The 19357-nt window shown below is 71.5% G+C and carries 16 protein-coding genes and 1 riboswitch; of the genes, 6 read left to right on the forward strand and 10 right to left on the reverse strand.

Annotation, left to right across the window (positions count from 1 at the left end):
• Window positions 1-10: 10 nt before the first annotated feature.
• Window positions 11-634, reverse strand: coding sequence for a DUF1194 domain-containing protein (locus GWK16_RS11690; RefSeq protein WP_170054136.1), 624 nt, complete (start codon window positions 632-634; stop codon window positions 11-13).
• A gap of 84 nt (window positions 635-718) precedes the next feature.
• On the opposite strand from GWK16_RS11690, the gene GWK16_RS11695 reads away from it, so the two are divergent.
• Window positions 719-1684: a Bug family tripartite tricarboxylate transporter substrate binding protein gene (locus tag GWK16_RS11695; protein WP_170054137.1), complete on the forward strand. Its 966-nt coding sequence runs from the start codon at window positions 719-721 to the stop codon at window positions 1682-1684.
• A 79-nt stretch (window positions 1685-1763) separates the two neighbouring features.
• Window positions 1764-2186 carry a CBS domain-containing protein gene (locus GWK16_RS11700; RefSeq protein ID WP_170054138.1) on the forward strand — a complete coding sequence of 141 codons (423 nt, stop codon included), beginning with the start codon at window positions 1764-1766 and terminating at the stop codon, window positions 2184-2186.
• Here GWK16_RS11700 and GWK16_RS11705 read toward each other — a convergent pair.
• From GWK16_RS11705 to osmF, 4 genes are read right to left on the reverse strand one after another with little or no spacing between them, the layout of a single operon-like run.
• The gene (locus GWK16_RS11705) at window positions 2167-2886 is read right to left on the reverse strand and encodes an ABC transporter permease (RefSeq protein ID WP_170054139.1); all 720 of its coding nucleotides are present in this window, start codon (window positions 2884-2886) and stop codon (window positions 2167-2169) included. The two genes, GWK16_RS11700 and GWK16_RS11705, sit on opposite strands and share 20 nt — an antisense overlap.
• On the reverse strand, window positions 2883-3815 hold the full coding sequence (locus tag GWK16_RS11710; protein ID WP_170054140.1) for an ABC transporter ATP-binding protein: 933 nt from the start codon (window positions 3813-3815) through the stop codon (window positions 2883-2885). The genes GWK16_RS11705 and GWK16_RS11710 overlap by 4 nt, the downstream gene beginning before the upstream one ends.
• Entirely contained in the window at window positions 3812-4951 is a 1140-nt protein-coding gene (locus tag GWK16_RS25715) for an ABC transporter permease (protein WP_211187330.1), read from the reverse strand. The genes GWK16_RS11710 and GWK16_RS25715 overlap by 4 nt, the downstream gene beginning before the upstream one ends.
• Window positions 4952-4953: 2 nt before the next feature.
• Window positions 4954-5886, reverse strand: coding sequence for a glycine betaine ABC transporter substrate-binding protein OsmF (gene osmF / locus GWK16_RS11720; RefSeq protein ID WP_170054425.1), 933 nt, complete (start codon window positions 5884-5886; stop codon window positions 4954-4956).
• Between the two features lie 313 nt (window positions 5887-6199).
• Between osmF and GWK16_RS11725 the strand changes: the two genes are divergently transcribed.
• The 4 genes from GWK16_RS11725 (at window position 6200) to GWK16_RS11740 (ending at window position 11773) form a co-directional block, all read left to right on the forward strand.
• Window positions 6200-7417: a CaiB/BaiF CoA transferase family protein gene (locus GWK16_RS11725; RefSeq protein WP_170054141.1), complete on the forward strand. Its 1218-nt coding sequence runs from the start codon at window positions 6200-6202 to the stop codon at window positions 7415-7417.
• A 5-nt stretch (window positions 7418-7422) separates the two neighbouring features.
• Window positions 7423-8217: an enoyl-CoA hydratase gene (locus tag GWK16_RS11730; RefSeq protein WP_170054142.1), complete on the forward strand. Its 795-nt coding sequence runs from the start codon at window positions 7423-7425 to the stop codon at window positions 8215-8217.
• A 181-nt stretch (window positions 8218-8398) separates the two neighbouring features.
• Window positions 8399-9034, forward strand: a complete 636-nt coding sequence (locus tag GWK16_RS11735; protein WP_170054143.1) for an exopolysaccharide biosynthesis protein — start codon at window positions 8399-8401, stop codon at window positions 9032-9034.
• A 380-nt stretch (window positions 9035-9414) separates the two neighbouring features.
• A riboswitch (cobalamin riboswitch) is annotated at window positions 9415-9627 on the forward strand.
• A 151-nt stretch (window positions 9628-9778) separates the two neighbouring features.
• Window positions 9779-11773, forward strand: coding sequence for a TonB-dependent receptor plug domain-containing protein (locus tag GWK16_RS11740; protein WP_170054144.1), 1995 nt, complete (start codon window positions 9779-9781; stop codon window positions 11771-11773).
• Window positions 11774-11807: 34 nt separating this feature from the next.
• On the opposite strand, the gene GWK16_RS11745 is transcribed toward GWK16_RS11740, so the two are convergent.
• The 5 genes from GWK16_RS11745 to metH form a co-directional block, all read right to left on the reverse strand.
• Window positions 11808-13082 carry a hypothetical protein gene (locus tag GWK16_RS11745; RefSeq protein ID WP_170054145.1) on the reverse strand — a complete coding sequence of 425 codons (1275 nt, stop codon included), beginning with the start codon at window positions 13080-13082 and terminating at the stop codon, window positions 11808-11810.
• A 188-nt stretch (window positions 13083-13270) separates the two neighbouring features.
• On the reverse strand, window positions 13271-13831 hold the full coding sequence (locus GWK16_RS11750) for a cob(I)yrinic acid a,c-diamide adenosyltransferase (RefSeq protein WP_170054146.1): 561 nt from the start codon (window positions 13829-13831) through the stop codon (window positions 13271-13273).
• 75 nt (window positions 13832-13906) lie between these two features.
• Complete coding sequence (locus tag GWK16_RS25720; RefSeq protein ID WP_170054147.1) at window positions 13907-14932, reverse strand: TonB family protein; 1026 nt, start codon at window positions 14930-14932, stop codon at window positions 13907-13909.
• Window positions 14929-15831 carry a cation diffusion facilitator family transporter gene (locus GWK16_RS11760; protein ID WP_170054148.1) on the reverse strand — a complete coding sequence of 301 codons (903 nt, stop codon included), beginning with the start codon at window positions 15829-15831 and terminating at the stop codon, window positions 14929-14931. The genes GWK16_RS25720 and GWK16_RS11760 overlap by 4 nt, the downstream gene beginning before the upstream one ends.
• Before the next feature lie 23 nt (window positions 15832-15854).
• Window positions 15855-19346, reverse strand: a complete 3492-nt coding sequence (metH, locus tag GWK16_RS11765; protein ID WP_170054149.1) for a methionine synthase — start codon at window positions 19344-19346, stop codon at window positions 15855-15857.
• Window positions 19347-19357 lie beyond the last annotated feature (11 nt).

Consider the following 19357-nt stretch of genomic DNA (forward strand, 5'->3'; position numbering starts at 1 on the left):
AGCGGCCGGCTCAGGCGATTAGTGGACGCGGCGTGACCTCGCGCAGCAGCTTTTCCCGCATCGCCTGGGCAAAGGCGGCGTAGTCGGGCGTGTGCATGGCGAAGGCGCCGGGTCCGCCGATCACCTCCGCCCGGTAGTGGTCGAGCAGGTCCGGCTCCTCGTTCAGCACGGCGAGCGCATTGATCGTGACGCCGGCGGCGACGCCGATGTCGCGCACCGGCCCGGGCGGCCGCCCCTGGTTGTGCCGCCCGTCGCCCGAGACATCGACGACGAGCCGCGTCGCCTCCACCGGGGCGGCGGCGAGGAGGGCGAGCGACGCGGCGAGCCCCTCCCCCAGGGCCGTGGCGCCGGCCCGCACCAGGCGCGGGGCATTCTCGACCGCGGCGGCGAAGGCGGCGGCCGCCTCGGCGCCGTCGAGCCGCGTCCAGGGCACCGCGACCTCCTGGGCTCCGGTGCCCGACCACATCATCAGGCAGGCGGCGATCGACCCCCGCGGCCCGGCGGCGATCGCCGCCACCACCGAGTCGTCCCGCAGCGCGGCCGCGGTGCCGCCGAGCATGAGACCGAACTCGTCGTAGTCGACCGAGGAAGACGCATCCACGGCGAGACAGAGCGCGAGATCCACCTTCTCCATGCCGCCTTTTCGCACGCGCGAAGGTTGGCCGCACCCATCGCCTCATGCTTCCCTTCCGCGAACGAAACCCGGGGATGCAGAACGATGCAGCGGAGATACCTCCTGGCCGGCGCCGCCGGCGCGATCGTGGCGCGGCCGGCCCTGGCGCAAGGCGCCTGGCCCAGCCGCACGATCCGCATGATCGTGCCCTACACGCCAGGCGCGGCGACGGATGCCATGGCGCGCCTCGCGGCGCAGAAGCTGCAGGAGAAGCTCGGCGTCACCGTCGTGGTGGAAAACCGCCCCGGCGCGAATGGCGCGGTGGGCAGCCAGGCGGTGCTGCAGTCGCCGGCGGATGGCTACACCATCATGGGCTCCGCCTCGATCCATCCCATGGCGCGGCATGTGATGAAGGCCGCCCCCTATGACCCCGTGGCCGACTTCATCCCGGTGGCGCGGACGGCGCGCGGGCCGCTCGTGCTGGTCATGAACCCACGCCTGCCACAGACCACGATCCCCGAGGTGGTGGAGGCCGCGAAGCGCGAACCGTCCAAATGGACCTTCGCGACCTCCTCGCTCGGTGCGGCAGGGCATCTCGGGTCGATCGAGTTCAACCGCATGACGGGTGCCAACATCGAGATCGTCGGCTATCGCGGCTCGGCCCCGGCGCTGACCGATGTCGCGGCGGGCAATGCCCAGCTGATGTTCGACCCGGTGCTGGCCACGCTGCCGATGATCCGGGGCGGGCAGTTGCGCGGCCTTGGCATCGCGACGGCGGCCCGCACGCCCCTCGCCCCCGGCCTGCCGACACTAGCCGAGGCCGGGCTGCCCGGCTTCGAATTCTATTCCTGGTACGGCATCTGGGCCGCCCGCGCCGTGCCGCGCGAGATCGTGGACCGGATGAACGCCGCGGTCGTCGAGGGGATGCGCGAGCAGGCCGTGGTCGAGCGCCTGACCGGCCTCGGCTTCGAGCCGGTGGCCGAGAGCGTGGACGAGGCCCAGCGCTTCATCGTCGCCGATGTCGCGCGCAACGCGGAACTGCTGCGGATCGCCAATTTCCAGCCGGAGTGATGGCGGCTGATTGCGCTGCGTCAATGAGTGCGCCGGATGCGGCGGCTATGCGAAGCTCCGACGACGGAGGGACGCAACCATGACCCAGCGCACCATGGGCGAGATCGTTCGGGACCAGAAGCCCTTGACCCTCGGCCCGGCGGCGACGGTCTCTGAGGCCTGCGCCGCGATGTATGCCCGCAAGGTCGGCGCGGTGCTGGTCACCGACGCCGACCACGGGCTCCTGGGCATCTTCACCGGCCGTGACGCGGTCCGGCTGCTGGCCGAGGGCCTGGATGCGAAGGCGACCCGCCTCGATGCCGTGATGACGCAGAAGCCGACCACGCTGGGCCCACGGGCGACGGCGATGGACGCATTGCTGCTGCTGAACGATGGCGGCTTCCGCCACGTCCCGATCGTGCAGGACGGGCGGGTGGTGGGCATCGTCTCCCGCTACGACTTCCGGGCGCGGGAACAGGCGCGGATGGATGACGAGAGCGGCTTCATGGAGGTGATGCGCTGACCGGCGCGAAGGCCGCGAGCAGCCCGTCCACCGCGAAAGCCATCAAGCCGGTCAGCAAGGCGCCCTGGATCACCCAGGCGGGATTGCCGTTGACCAGCCCGGCGATGATCGGCGTGCCGAGGCAATTCGCCCCGGCCACCGCTCCCACGGCCGCCGTTGCCACCGCCAGCACCGCCGCGACACGCACCCCCGCGAGGATCGGTCCCGCGGCCAACGGCAGCTCCACCTGCACCAGCATCTGCCGCGGCGTCATGCCCGCCCCGCGGGCCGCGTCCAGGACATCCGGGGGCACCGTCGCGAGGGCACCCACCGTCGCGCGCAGCACCGGCAGCGTCGCGTAGCACACAAGCGCGAGCAGCGCCGGCGCCGCCCCGAATCCCACCACCGGCACCGCCATGGCGATGACGGCGACCGGTGGCACCGCCTGCGCGAATCCCGCCAGCGTATCGGCGACCACCCGCACTTCCCGCGCGCCGGGCCGCGTCGCCGCGACGCCGAGCCCGATGCCGATCGCCGCCGCCGGCAGCAGCGCGGCGATGACGAGCCCGCCGTGCTTCGCCGCCAACGCCACGAAGCCCTGTCGGAGATAGAGCGGTTCCGCGGCCTCCGGGAACAGCGCGCCGAAGAATGGGCCCAGCACCGGCAGTGCCAGGAGCGCCAGGGCGAAGAGCATGGCCGGCAGCAGCGTCGCGATCCTCATGCGCGCAGCAGATCCCGGAGCGCGACCACACCCGAAGGGACGCCGGCCGCATCGACCAGCACCACCGCATCCGCCCGCGCGGCCAGCATAGCCTCGAGCGCCTCGCGCCCCGTCGCCGTGGTGGGGATGCGCGGCAGCGTCGCAGGCGCCTCCGTCACCGGCGCGGCAAGGGAGGACGCCGTCACCACCGCGAGACGACGCATGCCGAAGGCGCCGCCATCGAGCAGGTCCCGTACCCGCGGATCGGCCGGGGCCTCGAGCAAGGCGCGCGGCGTGCCTTCCTGCAGCAGGCGCCCGTCCGCCATCACCGCGAGCCGCGTCGCCAGCGCCAGCGCTTCGTCCACGTCGTGCGTGACCAGCAGGATCGTCTTGCCGGTCGCGGCATGCAGGCGCGTCATCTCCTGCTGGAGCGCTTGGCGCGTCACGGCGTCGAGCGCACCGAAAGGCTCGTCCATCAGCAGGATGTCCGGATCGGCGGCCAGGGCGCGCGCCACGCCGACGCGCTGCGCCTGGCCGCCGGACAGTTCCGCCGGGCGGCGATCCCGATGGATCGCGGGATCCAGGCGCAGCAGCACGAGCAGTTCGTCCACCCGCGCGGCGATCCGCCGCTCATCCCAGCCGAGCAGCCGCGGCACGGCAGCGATGTTCCGCGCGACCGTCCAATGCGGAAACAGGCCGATGCCCTGGATGACGTAGCCGACGCGGCGGCGCAGCGCGGGCGCGGCTTCCCCGGCGACGTCGCGGCCGCGCAGCAGGACGCGTCCGGCATCGGGTTCGACCAACCGGTTCACCATCCGCAGCGCGGTCGACTTCCCCGCACCCGAACCGCCGAGCAGGACCGCGAAGGCGCCCTCCGGCACCGCCAGGTCGAGCCCGTCCAAGGCGCGGGCGGCGCCGAAGGACTTGCGCACGCCCTCGAAGCGAATCATGCGGAGCGTCCGGGACCGCCGGCGAGCCCCTCCTCCACCGCGCCGAGCGTCGCATCGAGGAGCAATGCGAGCGCCGCCACCGGCAGGGCGCCGAGCAGGATCAGGTCGGGCGCGAATTGGCCGAGGCCCTGGAACATCAGCACCCCGAAGCCGCCGGCGCCGACCAGCGCGCCCAGGGTGATGAGCCCGACCGCCTGCACCGCGGCGGTCCGCAGCCCTCCCAGGACGACGGGGGCGCCCAGGGGCAACCGCACCCGCAGCAGCACCTGGCGCGGCGCGAAGCCGAGGCCCCGGGCCGCGTCCACCGCCGCGGCCGGCGCTGCGCCCAGCGCCGCGCGCGTCGCCGCGGCCACCGGCAGCAGCAGGTACAGGAAGACGCCGAGCACCGCCGGCGCGGCCCCGATGCCGCGCAGCCCGACATCCCGCAGCAGCGGCAGGGCCCGGCCGAGCGCGGCGAGCGGTTCGATCAGCAGCGCGAACAGCGCAATGGCGGGGATCACCTGCAACGCCGCCAGCGCCCCCATGACCGGCGGCGCCCAGCGCGGCGCCACGAAGGCGAGTGCCCCGAGTGCCGCCCCCAGCGCCAGCGCCGGCAGCAGTGCCGCCGCGACCAGGGTGACATGGGCGCCCAGCGCAACGCCGAGTTCCGACGCCCGTGCCCGCGCTTCCCGCACGAGCCCAATGTCGTCCACGAGCCCGAGCGCGAGCAGCATCGCGAGCGCGGCCAGGAGACCGCATGCTGCCATGGCGCGCCCCAAGGGACCCGACTGCGCCCGGCCCAGTGCCAGGCGCGCCGCCACCAGCAGCGCCGCGATGGCCACCCAGGACCCGGCCGCCGGCCCGAGACGCGCTGCCGGCGTCGACCCTGTCAGCCGGCCCGCGACGTCGCCCATCCCGGCCAGCAATCCGCAGAGCGCGACGCCGCAGGCGATCGCCGCCGCCCGCCCGGGCAGCAGCATGGCCGCCAGTGCCGCCACCGCCGCGGGGCCGAGCATTCCCCAGGCGGGCACGTCCCCGATGGCGATGGCGCGGGGAGGCACGATCCGGTTCGGGGCGAGGACGGCGAAGCCGAGCAGCACCGGCGCGACCAGCGCGACGATCAGCAGCGCGGACTCCAGCGGACCCGCGCGCCGCACGGTCAGCGCAGCAGCCCCGCCGCGGTCAGATGCGCTCGCGCGACATCGCGCGCCGGCTGGCCTTCCACGGCGATGCGTGCGTTCAGGCGTTGCAGGACCGTGAGTTCGAGCGAGCGGAAGGCCGGGGCGAGGATCTCGGCGATGCGCGGTTCCGCGCGATGTACGGCGCCGCGCAGGACAGGCGTGGGCGCATAGACGGGCTGCGCGCCCTTGGTGTCCTCGAGGACCACGAGGTCGAGCGCGGCGATGCCGCCATCGGTGCCGTAGACCATCGCCGCGTTGACGCCGTTCAGCTGCTGGGCGGCCGCGCGCATGGTCACCGCGGTGTCGCCGCCGGGCAGCACCAGCAGCCGGTCCGCCGGCAGGCTGAAGCCGTAGGCGCGCTGGAAGGCCGGCAGCGCCGCCGGGCTTTCGACGAATTCGGCCGAGGCCGCGAGCTTGAACGGCCGGCCTGCAGCCAGGTGGCGCGCCAGATCCTCGAGCGTGCGCAGCTGCTGCGCCCGCGCCAGGTCGGATCGCACCGCGATGGCCCAGGTGTTGTTCGCCGGCGCCGGCTGCAGCCAGGCGATGTCGTTGCGCTGCGCGTCGAGGTCGCGGACCTTCTCGTACCCCGCGCGCGCATCCTTCCACGCCGGATCCGCCTCCATCTGGAAGAAGAACGCGCCGTTGCCGGTGTATTCGGGATAGATGTCGATCTCGCCGGCGAGGATCGCCGTGCGCACGATCCGCGTCGGGCCGAGCGGCACGCGGTTCTCGATGCGCAGCCCGGCGCCTTCGAGCAACAGGGCGATCATCTGGCCCAACAGGCCGCCTTCCGTGTCGATCTTGCTGGCGACGACGATGGGTCGCGCCTGGGCCAGGGCGGGCAGCGCCACGAGGGCCGTGCCGCCGGCGACCAGGCTGCGGCGGCCAATCCTGCCGATGATGCCGGTCATCACGCTTCTCCCGATCCGATGGTGCGAGACTGCCACGGCATCCATCGCCGCGCGATGGCACCGTGCCGGATTGCGCCGAGGTCGCCCCGCCCGTGGCAGGCGGGCCGCACGCATGACAAACCCGCGACGTTCGCGCCGGTCGCGGCGAGCGATCATCACCTTCTCGGCATCCTTGTGCCCTGCACGATCCGCCCGCGGTTCGCGGCGACAGGGCGGTGACGCATCGCGAGGCGCGTTCGCGGCGGCGCCGACGGGGCTCCCGCCCTAGGCACTCCCGGCGGCCCGCCCTACTCTCGGACCCGAGGAGGACAACATGCCGGAAAGCCCCATCGACCCGAAGCTCGCCCAGGAGGTGACGCTGCCGCTCGCCGGCATCCGGGTTCTCGACCTGACCCTTGCGCGCGCAGGCCCGACATGCGTCCGCCACCTCGCCGATTGGGGTGCGGAGGTGATCCGTGTCGAACCCCCCGCCTTCAACGATGGCCTCGGCGGTTCGCGCGAGGGCTACGACTTCCAGAACCTGCACCGCAACAAGCGCTCGATCGCGCTCGACCTGAAGACCGAGGACGGCAAGAAGGCCTTCTTCGAGCTCGCCAAGACCGCCGACGTGCTGGTCGAGAACATGCGCGTGCGGGTGAAGCATCGCCTCGGTATCGGTCCGGAGCAGGTGCACGCGGTGAACCCGCGCCTCGTCTACGCCTCGATCTCCGGCTTCGGCCAGACCGGGCCCTATTCCGAGCGTGCCGGCGTCGACCAGATCGCGCAGGGCATGGGCGGGATGATGACGATCACCGGCGAGAAGGGCCGCGGCCCGATGCGCGCTGGCATTCCCTTCGTCGACCTCACCGCGGGCAACCTGCTGGCCCTCGCGGTGATGATGGCGTTGTGGGAACGGCAGAAGACCGGCAAGGGACGCTGGGTGCACACCTCGCTGCTCGAAGCCATGGTCTTCATGCTCGACCTGCAGGCCGCGCGCTACCTGATGGATGGCGAGGTGCCCGGCCAGGCCGGCAACGACCATCCGGTGAACATCCCGATGGGAGCCTTCCCCACCGCGGACAAGCCGGTGAACATCGCCGCCTCCTCGCCCAAGATGTGGGCGCAGTTCGCCGAGGCGGTGGGCCATCCCGAATGGCTCGAGGTCGAGAAGTGGAAGACGCTGAAGGGCCGCAGCGACGACCGCGCCAACGTCAACGCCGCGATCGCCGAGGTGTTCAGGACCAAGCCCTCCGAACACTGGATCGACCTGCTCGAGCGCATCGGCATCCCCTGCGGCCCGATCAACAAGGTCGACGAGGTCTTCGCCGACCCGCAGGTGCAGCACCTGCGCATGGCGATGCCGATGAAGCACCCGGAGCGCGGCGACACGCACCTCGTCTCCTCCGCCATCAACATCGAGGGGCATGAGAGCGAGGTGCGGCGCATCCCGCCGCGCCTCGGCGAGCATTCGGCCGAGATCCTGCGGGAGACCGGCTACAGCGAGGACGACATCGCCCGGCTCAAGGGCCTCGGCGTGATCATGGAAAGCTGACACCGATGGAATTCGCAGACGGGAAGATCCTCGCCGAGATCAAGGACGGCGTCGGGCGCATCACCTTCAACCAGCCCGAGAAGCGCAACGCCATGTCCGTCACCATGTGGGACGGCATGGGCCAGGCGCTCGACGCGTTCGAGAAGGACGGCTCGGTGCGCTGCGTCGTGCTGACCGGCGCCGGCGACAAGGCCTTCGTCTCGGGCGCGGACATCAGCCAGTTCGACAAGCTGCGCTCCGATGCCGATGCGCAGCGTGAATACAGCCGGCAGACCGCCGGCGGGCGGCTGCGTCTCGCGACCTATCCGAAGCCCGTGATCGCGGAGATCCGTGGCTTCTGCATGGGCGGCGGCCTCGGCATCGCGATGTCCTGCGACATCCGCATCGCCGCGGAAGGCAGCCAGTTCGGCATCCCGGCCGCGAAGCTCGGCATCGCCTACGGCTTCGACATGGTGCGCCACCTCGTCGACCTGGTCGGCCCGGCGCATGCCCACATGATCCTGATGACCGGCGAGCGTTTCGACGCGCAGGAGGCCCAGCGCGTCGGCCTGGTCAACAAGGTGGTCCCGGCCGCGGATCTTTCCGCGGAAGTGGCAAAACTCACCGCCACCCTCGCCGTGAATGCGCCGCTGTCGCTCTACGCCAACAAGCGCACCGTGCAGGCGGTGCTGCAGGACCGGGCGGACCGTGACATCGCGGCCATCAATGCCGCCATGGCCGCCTGCTTCGACAGCGAGGACTACAAGGAAGGCCGCCGCGCCTTCCTCGAAAAGCGCAAGCCGGCCTTCAAGGGGCGCTGACCCCCCGCCCTTGCCGAAAAGACATGCGCGCGGCCCTCCCCCCGGGCCGCGCCGGCATGGTATGGCGGCGCCCGCAGGGGCCCGCAGAGGCCCTGGAACGTGCCGGATGATCCGGGCCGGGGGCTCGCCAGGGGTAACGCATGCAGGCTTGTTTCGCTGGGTCGGCGCGGGATGTCGCGCCATGAACGTCCACAGCCACATCCAACACCTGGCGGAGGAGCAACCCTCGGCGCCGATCTCGCGCCTCGTGGCCGAGGTCGCGGCGCAATGTCCGGGCGAGCGCGTCACACTCGGCGAAATGACCGAGGCCTTCGGCGACCGCGCCTTCGGCCTGCTGATCCTGATGCTCTGCCTGCCCGGCCTGTTGCCCGGCATGGCGAGCGTCTTCGGCACGCCGATGCTGATCCTCGGCGTCCAGATGGGCCTCGGCTTCCGCCAGCCGAAGCTGCCGGGCTTCATCGCGCGGCAGTCGCTCAAGCGGACGGACCTGCTGCGGCTGTCCTCCGGTTCCTCGAAGTGGATGAACCGGATCGAGCGCTGGGTCCGCCCGCGCCCGGGGCCCTTCACCAATGCGACCGCGGACAAGGCCGTGGGCTGGCTGACCGCCTATGCCGCGCTGATGCTGATCCTGCCGGGCCCTGGCACCAACGGGCCGCCGGCCTTCGGCACCATCGTCATGGCGCTCGGCGTGGTCGAGAACGACAGCAAGGTGGTCGGACTCGGGATGCTGCTCACGGTCCTGGGCAACCTGTTCGCGACGGCGGTGCTCGTGGCGCTGCTGTGGTTCGGCATGGAAGCGCTGCATTACTTTTTCTAGGCCCTCAGACGCCGGGCGGCCGGCATCCGCCGGCCTTGGCGTCGCGCTGTCAGGGTGCACACGGCGCGGCTGATGGTCGCGCGCGGTCGCGCTTCGCGCTCCCGGCCCGAGGCCCTGCCTCGGGCCGCGTGCTTGTATCCTTCAGACGCCGGGCGGCCGGCATCCGCCGACCTTGGCTTCGCGCTGTCAGGGTGCACACGGCGCGGCTGATGGTCGCGCGCGGTCGCGCGTCGCGCTCCCGGCCCGAGGCCCTGCCTCGGGCCGCGTGCTTGTATCCTTCAGACGCCGGCCTTCCAGGGTCCACCAGCTACGGCTGGCGGTCGCGTCGGGACTGCTGGCGCGACGAATCCGCGGGATGGACGGCGTCCGGCGCGCCGCATAGGTTCCGCCCATGCGCCGGTGGCCCGAAAGGGCTGAAACGGGAACGCGCGACGCGGGAAACCCCGCCAATCCGCGGCTGCCCCCGCAACTGTAGGCGACGAGACCGGTCCCCCACGCCATTGCGCCACGGCGCGAGAAGGCGGGCCCGGCGAAGCGGGCATCCGCCCCTTCCCGTCGCGAGCCAGGAGACCGGCCGGCGCAGAGTTGTCTCGCGCGTGCCGGGCGGGGTGCACCGGCGCAACGGACTCAAGGTGCGTCCGCTCTCCCCGCGGCCGCCCCTCCGTATGCGAGCACGACGCCAGCCCGCCCCGGCGCCACGCGGCACCGGGGCGCAACGCGGACCGTGCACGGAGGGACCCCCGGATGAAGACCCGGATCCTCGCATTGCTTTCCCTGACTCCCCTCGCGCCCGCCTGGGCGCAGGAGACCCCGACCCCAACCACCGCCGTCCCCGACATGGTGGTGACGGCCACCCGCGTCCCGACGCCGCGCGACCGCATTCCGGCGCCGGTCACGGTGATCGACCGCCAGACGATCGAGGAGAACGGCTACGTCACCCTGGCCGACGCGCTCGCCGCCGTGCCCGGCTTCCGCCTGGTGCAGGGCGGCGGCCTTGGACAGCAGGCCTCGGGCTTCGCGCGGGGCGCCAATTCCCGCCAGGTGCTGGTGCTGCTGAACGGCGTGCCGGTGAACGACCCGTCGGAGCCCAACGGCGCCTTCAACTTCGGCAACGAACTCCTCGGCGACATCGAGCGCATCGAGGTGGTGCGGGGCCCCGTCTCCTCGCTCTACGGCTCGGCGGCGATCGGCGGCGTGGTGAACCTCATCACCCGCAGCGCGCCGCGCGACCGCACCTTCGCGCCGTACTTCGAGGCCGCGGGCGGCACGAACTACACCGCACGGGGCTACGTCGGCGCCGGCGGCACCGTCGGGGCCTTCGACTACCAAGTGACCGGCCAGGGCCTCTCCACGCACGGCTCCAACGCCATGGCGCCGCGCTTCACGCAGAATGGCGGGGAACTCGACGGGCTGCGCTCGGGCATCCTGACCGCGCGCATCGGCGCGCGGCTCGGCGAGACCACAGACGGTGCGACGCTCGGCGCGACGCGCATCGAAGGCCTGGTGCGCACGCGCGAGAACACGGTCGGCCTCGACGACGTGCCGAATGACGATCCGAACTACACCGGGCAGGACCGCTCCTGGTTCGGCTACGTCCGGACCGCCTCGGACCTGTTCGGCGGCGCCTACACCACCGGCGTCACCGTCTCCGGCAGCCAGAACCGGCGGCGCTACACCAACCTGCCGGATCCGGGGAATCCCTACTCCACAGCCGACGACCTCTATCGCGCGAGCCGCAGCGCGGTGTCCTGGGACAACACGCTGCGCCTGCCCGACGCCGGCATCGCCACCGGCTTCACCGTCATCTTCGGCGGCCAGTGGGAACGGGAGACGGCGAACAGCGCGAACGGGTCCGCCTTCTTCCGCACCACCGTCGATGCCTCGCAGAATTCCGGGGCGGGCTACCTGTCGCTGCAGGGGCGGCTGTTCGACCGTCTCGATGTCACGGCCGGCGTCCGCTACGACGGGCCGGAGGGGTATTCGGGCTTCACCTCCTGGCGTCTCGGCGCAGTGTTCGCGCTGCCCGAGATCTCCTCCCGCCTGCGGGCCGCGGCGGGCACCTCCTTCAAGGCGCCCTCCCTGTTCCAGCGCTACGGCGTCATTCCCGGATACTTCCAGGGCAATCCGAACCTGCGGCCGGAGGAAGGCTTCGCCTGGGAAGCGGGCATCGAGACGGACATCGCGACCTGGGCGACCATCTCCGCGATCTACTTCGACAGCCGCATCACCGACCTCATCAACTACAATGCGGGTTTCGACACGCTCGAGAACGTCGACCGCGCGCGCATCAGGGGCGGCGAGTTCTCGCTGACGCTGCGCCCGACCGACTGGTTCTCGATGACCGGCGCCTGGACGGTGCAGGAAGCCGTCGACGAGACGACCGACACGCCCCTGCCCCGCCGCCCGCGCAACGTCGCGAGCCTGACCATGCGCTTCGCCGCCCCGCTGCCCTGGGACGGCCCGCGCAACGGCCGCATCGTGGTGGTGCCCGAGATCCTCTACACCGGCGCTTCGCCCGAGGGCGCCTACGCCCGCTACACCAATGACGGCGCGAGCATAGCGCAGGCGGGCAAGAACCCGGACAGCACGGTGTTCAACCTGACCGCGACGGTGCCGATCACCGAGCAGCTCGCCGGCTTCGTCGAGGTGCGCAACCTCGGCAATTCCCGTTACGAGCCGGCGAACGGCTTCGTCATCCCCGGTCGCAGCGCGGTGGCCGGCGTCCGGGGCACCTTCTGATACGGCGGCAACCTGCCCGTCACCGCGTCACGCCTCAGCGTGGCGCGGCGATGCCGCCGGCCCCTCCGCGCGTGGCGGACAGCAGGCCTTCCATCTGCGCCCGCAGGCCTGGGCTGACGGCGCCGAGGGCTTCCGCCCGACGCTGCTGGTAATATTGCCAGGTGGCATCGAAGCCATCGCCGAGCAGCACGGTCCCGTCCGCGGCATCGGCGGATCCGGCACACTCGGCGGTGCGCTTCGGGCGCCGCGTGAGGGTGACGTCGCCAGGCGCGGGGCGGATCATCAGCGTGCCCATCGTGCAGGGCCACTCCGCTTCCGCCCGCAATCCCTCGCGCGACCACTCCCGTACGCGATAGACGACGAAGCCCGTCAGCAACACGCCGGTCGCGTCGTTGTCGGCGAGGCCCACGCGCGACGATGCCTCGTAGCACCGCCCGTCACGCCGGATGCAGGTGATCTGGGACTGGTTGACCGGATGCTCATATGCCCGCTCCTGGCCGATCCAGGTGCCGGTCGCGCTCGCCTGGTCGTCGGCGAAGGTCACCGAGCGCGGTCCGGCGGAAATCCGCGTCTCGGTCAGCAGGTTCGGCATCCGCAGCAGCCGCTCCCCTTCGCCGAGGGTCAGGCGGCCGGTCGGCGGGGCCCCGATCTGGCGCTGATACGCGGCGACCGCCTCGCTGAATTCGGCATCCGGCATCGGTCGCGCGGCCTGCGCCCCGTAGCCGAGTTGCTGGAGGTTCCGCGCAAGGAAATAGCGGAACATGCGGGGGCCGTTCGGCGGGTTCGGGTCGAGCGCCGCCATCACCGCAAAGAAACCCTGCCGCAGGCGTTCCTCCTCCGGCATCCGCTCGACCTCCTCGCGCGTCAGCATCTCCGCCCGGCCGACGGGCGGGGCCGCGGAGGACGACCCGGCGGCGGGGTCGGGGCGGCCTGCTCGCTCCTCCGCCGCGCGACGCGACGCGGGGGTGGCATCGCGGAAATCCATGACCACGCGCGTCCCGGTCCGGAAATGGCGCATGCGCGTGCCGGGCAGCGTCTCGATGACGATCGAATCGCCGGCCTCGGTCACCTCGCGCACGTTGCGCGGCGCGCGCGAGGCCGCGCGCAGGCGGAAGCGGGCCGGACGGTCGAACCGGACAACGATCCGGTCGCCCTCCTGCCGCACCTCGTAACCGACCTGCTCCGGCCAATCGAAGACGAGCCGGCCGTAGTCGTCATGCGAGGTCGAACGGATCGCGACCACCGCCTGCGCATGCGCAGGGCCGAAGCCTGCAAGCAGCAGCGCCACCAACAGGACACCACGGCGCAAGGCCGTGCCCGCTCTCGCCCGCCCCGCGGGTCCGTGCGGCCGATCGGCACCGTGCCTTGTGTCCCTGGCCTGATCCATGCCTGTGCGTGTCCGGATCCCTCGGCCAACATCGGCCTCCGCGCGGTCATCCTAACCATGGCCGCGCCGGCGCACCGCAAGCGTAAAGACAGGCTGCGCGGAACGGGCCCCTAGCGCGTCGCCCCCGGCTGCCAGAGCACGTCGCCATCCGCGGCCGCGTTGAACCGGCGCGACAGGACGAAAAGGTGGTCCGACAGGCGATTGAGATAGCGGATCACCGCGCCGTTGACCTCCTCCTCGGCGGCGAGAGCGACGACCAGGCGCTCCGCCCGGCGCACCACGGTGCGCGCGAGATGCGCATACGCCGCGGCGGCATTTCCGCCCGGCAGCACGAAGGAGCGCAGCGGCGCGAGCGGCGCGTTCATCGCACCGATCTCCTCCTCGAGCCGCAGCGACTGCGTGTCGGCGACGCGCAGCCGCGCGCCGGCCTCCCCGGGCACGCAGAGATCCGCACCGACGTCGAACAGCTCGTTCTGGATACGCGCGAGCATCCCATCTGCCTCGAGGTCGGCCGCGCAGTGCAGCCGCACCAGGCCGATCGCGGCATTGGCCTCGTCGATCGTGCCGAAGGCCTCGACGCGCAGCGCGTCCTTGCGCACGCGGCGACCGTCGCCGAGCGAGGTTTCGCCCCCGTCGCCGCCGCGCGTGGTGATGACGTCGAGCTTCACCATGACAGGCTCTCCCGGAGCAAGTGGCGCATGATGCGCAGGGTTATGGCGCCGCGATGCAGCGCGACAAGGTCGCCCTCACCGCCGGCGTCCGTCTTCGAGGCGGAAGACGACGTTCGTCGTCAGCGTCGCCGCGACGGGGATGCCGCCTTCGGTCGCCGGCCGGAACCGCCAGCCACGGGCAGCCTCGAGCGCCGCGCGGTCCAGCGCCTCGAAGCCCGAGCTCCCGACGACCTCCCCGGCGACCACCTGGCCGCTGGGCGAAATGCGGAGCGCGAGGCGCACCGAGCCCTCCTCACCGCGACGGCGGCTTTCCGGCGGGTATTGCGGCGGAGCGTTGCGGAAGGAGGCATCGGCGCCCGGCGGAACCACCGCACCCATCGCCCGCGCGCCGAGCGACGGGTCGGGCAGCGCACCCATCCCCGCCCCGAGGCGCACCGGATCGGACTCGGACCGGCCCTGCGGACGCGGCGGCGGTGGCGGCGCGCGGGAGGCCAGGCGCACCGGCGGCTCCGGCCGCGACTCAGGCGGCGGTGGCGTCTCGGGAGCGGGGCGGGCCTCGGCCGGGGGCGGGGGCGGAGGTGGGGGAAGCGGCTCGGGGCTGGCCTCCGCCACCGGTGGGATCGGCGCGGTATCCGGCTGCGGCGGGGCCGGAATGGGTTCGGCCGCCGCGGCTGCCGGGACGGGCGGCGGCTCGGGCGGCGGAGGCAGCGGGGGCGCGGCCACGGGCCGGGGCGGGTCCGGCAGCGGCGGCGGAGGGGGAGCCGTCACCGGCGCGGGCGGCGCCGGGATGGCTTCGGGGGCCTCGGCCAGGCGCGTGGCAGGATCGGGCAGCGGCGGCGCCGGGGGTTCCGGGGCGGCCTCCGCCTGCGCGGGCGGCTGGCCCGGCTCGGCGGATCGGCCGCCGGGCTGCTCGACCGTGTCGGCGAACACCAGGGCAACGGTGCCTTCCGGGCCGGCATCCTCCGGCAGCTTCTCGGGCGGCCAAAGGATCAGCGCGGCGAGTGCGACGGCATGCAGCGCCGCCGAGACCAGCAGGCCCCCGACCAGCCATCCCAGCCGGCGCGGCACGACGCGCGGCGGGATGCGCTCGTCGGCCCTCACAGGACGGGCACGCCCTTCTGCTTGGCCTTGCCCTCCGGCTCGACATGGATGGTGATGATGGCGCTCGCCAGTTCGGATTTCAGCGCCGCCTCGATCCGGTCGCAGATGTCGTGGGCCTCGCGCACCGTCATGCCGCCCGGCACGACCAGGTGGAATTCGAGGAAGGTGAAGCGCCCGGCGTGGCGAGAGCGCAGGTCATGCGCCTCGATCGCGCCTTCGGCCTGTTCGGCGACGATGGCCCGGATGCGGTCCATGGTCGCCGGCGGCACCGCCTCGTCCATCAGCCCGCCGACGCTTTCGCGCAGCAGCCGGAAGCCGGAGACGAGGATGTTCACCGCCGTGAGCGCCGCCAGCAGCGGATCGAGCCAGAGGATCCCGGTCATGGCCACCAGCCCGACACCGACGATCACGCCGGCCGAGGTCACCACGTCCGACCACAGGTGCCGCGCATCGGCCAGCAGCGCGGGGGAGCGCAGCGCCCGGCCGCGGCGCATCAGCATCAGCGCCCAGGTGGCGTTCACGCCGCTCGCGAAGGCCGAGACCAGCAGGCCGATGCCGGCCTGTTCCGGCGCCCGCGGATTCCGCAACGCGCCCCAGGATTCATGCAGGATGACGAGCGCCGCGACGACGATCAGCGCCCCCTCCAGCACGGCGGAGAAGTATTCCGCCTTGGCGTGGCCGTAGGGATGGTTGTCGTCCGCCGGCATCGAGGAATAGTGCACGGCCGCGAGCGCGGCCACGGCGGCGGCCACGTTCACGATGCTTTCCAGCGCATCCGCCATCAGCGCCACGCTGCCGGTGAGCCACCAGGCCACACCCTTCAGCGCGAGCACCGCGATGGCCACCACGACGCTGCCGATCGCAAGCGTCGTGGCCTGGCCGAGCCTGCCCTCCGTCATGGGGCGGGTTTACCCGCCCCGGCCTAGACGGAGAAGTACTTCGCGCGCGGGTGGTGCAGGACGATCGCGCTGGTGGACTGTTCCGGATGCAACTGCCACTCGTCGCTGATGGACACGCCGATGCGCTCGGCCCCCAGCAGGCGCAGCAGCGGCACCTGGTCCTCCAGCCGCGGGCAGGCCGGGTAGCCGAAGGAATAGCGTCCGCCCCGGTAGCCCTGCTGCAACATCTTGTCCATGTCGCGGTCGTCCTCACCCGCGAAGCCCCATTCGGCGCGGATGCGCTTGTGGGTGTATTCGGCCATCGCCTCGGCCATCTCGACCGACAGGCCGTGCAGGTAGAGGTAGTCCTGGTAGCGGTTCTCCTCGAACCACTCCCGCGCGATGTCGGAGGCCTTCTGGCCGACGGTGACGACCTGCAGCCCGATCACGTCGCGCCCGTCATCCACGTCGGTCACGAAGTCGGCGATGCACTCGCCATCCTCCTTGGGCTGGCGCGGCAGGGTGAAGCGGCAGGCCTCCGTGATCCCGTCCTCCTCGAACAGGATCAGGTCGTTGCCCTGGCCGGCGCATTTCCAGTAGCCGTAGATCGCCTGCGGCTTGAGGATGTCCTTCTCCTCGGTCAGCGCCAGCATGCGCTTGAGCACCGGCCGCAGTTCCTGCTTCGCCCAGCCGAGGAAGTCGTCGAGCGACCGCCCCTGTTTCCGGAAGCCCCACTGGAACTGATAGAGGCTGCGCTCGTTGATGAAGGGCACGATGGCCTTTGGCGGGGCCTCGATGACGCGGGCGCCCCAGAAGGGCGGCGCCGGCGACTTGGTCTCGACGCTGACGCGGCGGCGGCGCGCCTGGACGGTGTTCACATCCACCGGCGCGAAGCCTCGCGGGTCCGCCTGGCCGAGGACGCGGCGTTCGTTGCGTGCCTTGCCGCTTCGCTTGGACTGCATGGCCGCGAGGTAGTCGTCGAAGCCGTTGCCGACGACCTTGTCCATCAGGTGCAGCCCGTCGAAGGCATCCCGCGCATAGGCCACGCGCCCGGAGGCATAGGCCTTCACGCAATCCTCCTCGACGTAGTTGCGCGTCAGCGCCGCGCCGCCGAGCATCACGGGGATGTCGAGGTTCTGCCGCGACATCTCCTCGAGGTTCTCGCGCATCACCACGGTCGACTTCACCAGCAGGCCCGACATGCCGATGGCATGCGCGCGGTGTTCCTTCGCCGCGGCCACCATGTCCGCCAGCGGCACCTTGATGCCGAGGTTGACCACGCGATAGCCATTGTTGGTCAGGATGATGTCGACCAGGTTCTTGCCGATGTCGTGCACGTCGCCCTTCACGGTGGCGAGCACGATGGTCCCCTTCTCCTGCCCCGCGATGCGCTCCATGTGCGGCTCGAGGTAGGCGACGGCGGCCTTCATCGTCTCAGCGCTCTGGAGCACGAAGGGCAGCTGCATCTTGCCCGCGCCGAACAGCTCGCCCACCACCTTCATCCCGTCGAGCAGGATCTCGTTGATGATGTCGAGCGGCGCGATGCCCTTGGCGAGCGCATCGGCGAGCTCGTCGTCGAGCCCCTTGCGGTCGCCGTCGATGATGCGGTCCTTGAGCCGACCCTCGACCGTCTCGGCCTTCTTCTTCGCCGCCGTGTCGGCGGCCTTACGGCCGGCAAAGATCTCCAGAATCTTCTGCAGCGGGTCGTAGTCCTCCGCGCGGCGGTCGAAGATCAGGTCCTCGGCGACCTTCACCTCCTCGGGCGGGATCTGGTGCAGCGGCTTGATCTTGCTGACATGCACGATCGCACCGGTCATGCCGGCCTTTACGGCGTGGTCGAGGAACACGGAATTCAGAACGTGCCGCGCGGCCGGGTTAAGCCCGAAGGAGATGTTCGACAGGCCGAGGATGATCTGGATGTCCGGGAATTCCTCCCGGATCATGCGGATGCCTTCCAGCGTCCACAGGCCGAGCTTGCGGTCGTCCTCGTTGCCGGTGGCGATGGTGAAGGTCAGCGGGTCGATCATCAGGTCGGACTGCGGCAGGCCGTGCTTGTTGCAGGCGAAGTCCACCAGGCGCCGCGCGATGCGCAGCTTGTCCTCGGCGGTCTTGGCCATGCCGACCTCGTCGATGGTCAGGGCGATGACGGCGGCGCCGAACTTCTTCGCGAGGATCATGCGATCCGTCGCATGGCCCTCCCCGTCCTCGAAGTTGATCGAGTTGATGATCGGCTTGCCGCCATGCAGCTTCAGCGCGGCCTCGATCACCGGGGTTTCCGTGCTGTCGATGACCAGCGGCGCATTCACGGACGAGGTGAAACGGCGGATCACCTCGTTCATCTCGGCCATCTCGTCGCGGCCGACGAAGGCGGTGCAGATGTCGAGGCTATTGGACCCTTCCTGCACCTGCTCGCGCCCCATCGCGACGCAGCCGTCCCAGTCGCCCGCCGCCTGGCGTTCGCGCCAGGCCTTCGATCCGTTGGCGTTGCAGCGCTCGCCGATGGAGAAATAGGCGTTCTCCTGCCGCAGCGGCACCGCGGCATAAAGCGAGGCGACGGACGGCACCCAGATCGGCTTCCGCGCGACCGGCACCGGGCGATGCTTCGCCCCGCCCAGCTTGCGCAGCATCGCGTCAAGCGCCGCGATATGCGGCGTCGAGGTGCCGCAGCAGCCGCCGATCAGGTTCAGCCCGTCCTCGGTGACGAAGCGCTCCATCCAGGTCGCGAGTTCGGCGGCGCCCAGCGGGTAATGCGTCTTGCCGTCCACCAGTTCCGGCAGGCCGGCATTCGGCTGACAAGAGATCAGCCCCGGCCAGTTCTGCGCCAGCCAGCGGACATGCTCGGCCATTTCCTGCGGGCCGGTCGCGCAGTTCAGGCCCATCAGGTCGACATCGAGGGCATGCGCCACCGTCGCCGCGGCGCCGATGTCCGGACCGACGAGCAGCGTGCCGGTCGTCTCGACCGTGACCTGCACGAAGATGGGAATGTCGGACTTCGCCTCGGCGCGCGCGATCTTCGCCGCGTTCACCGCGGCCTTGATGAACAGCGTGTCCTGGTTCGTCTCGGTCAGCAGCGCATCGGCGCCGCCGGCGATCAGGCCGCGGCACTGCACGGCCAAGGCGGCTTCCAGTGCGTCATAGGTGATGTTGCCGAGCGAGGGCAGCTTGGTGCCCGGCCCGATATCGCCGATCACCCAGCGATGGCGGCCATCGGCGAAGGAGTCCGCCGCCTCGCGCGCGATCTCGACGGCCGCCTTGTTCAGTTCGAAGGCGCGGTCCTCGAGCTCGAACTCGCCGAGCGTCACCGGCGATCCGCCGAAGGTGTTGGTCAGCACCATGTCGGCGCCGGCCTCGTAGTAGCCGCGATGGATCTCCCGCACGACGTCGGGGCGGGAGAGCACCAGCACGTCGGTGCAGTTCTCCTTGCCCCAGAAGTCGCGATCGACGTCGAGGTCCATCACCTGCACGCGGCTGCCCATGCCGCCGTCGCAGAGGAGAACGCGGTCGCGAAGGGCGTCGAGGAGATGCGGGCGGGACATGGAATGACCCC

Origin of the sequence: Neoroseomonas marina, assembly GCF_012927745.1 — a bacterium.
GTDB classification, from domain to species: domain Bacteria; phylum Pseudomonadota; class Alphaproteobacteria; order Acetobacterales; family Acetobacteraceae; genus Neoroseomonas; species Neoroseomonas marina.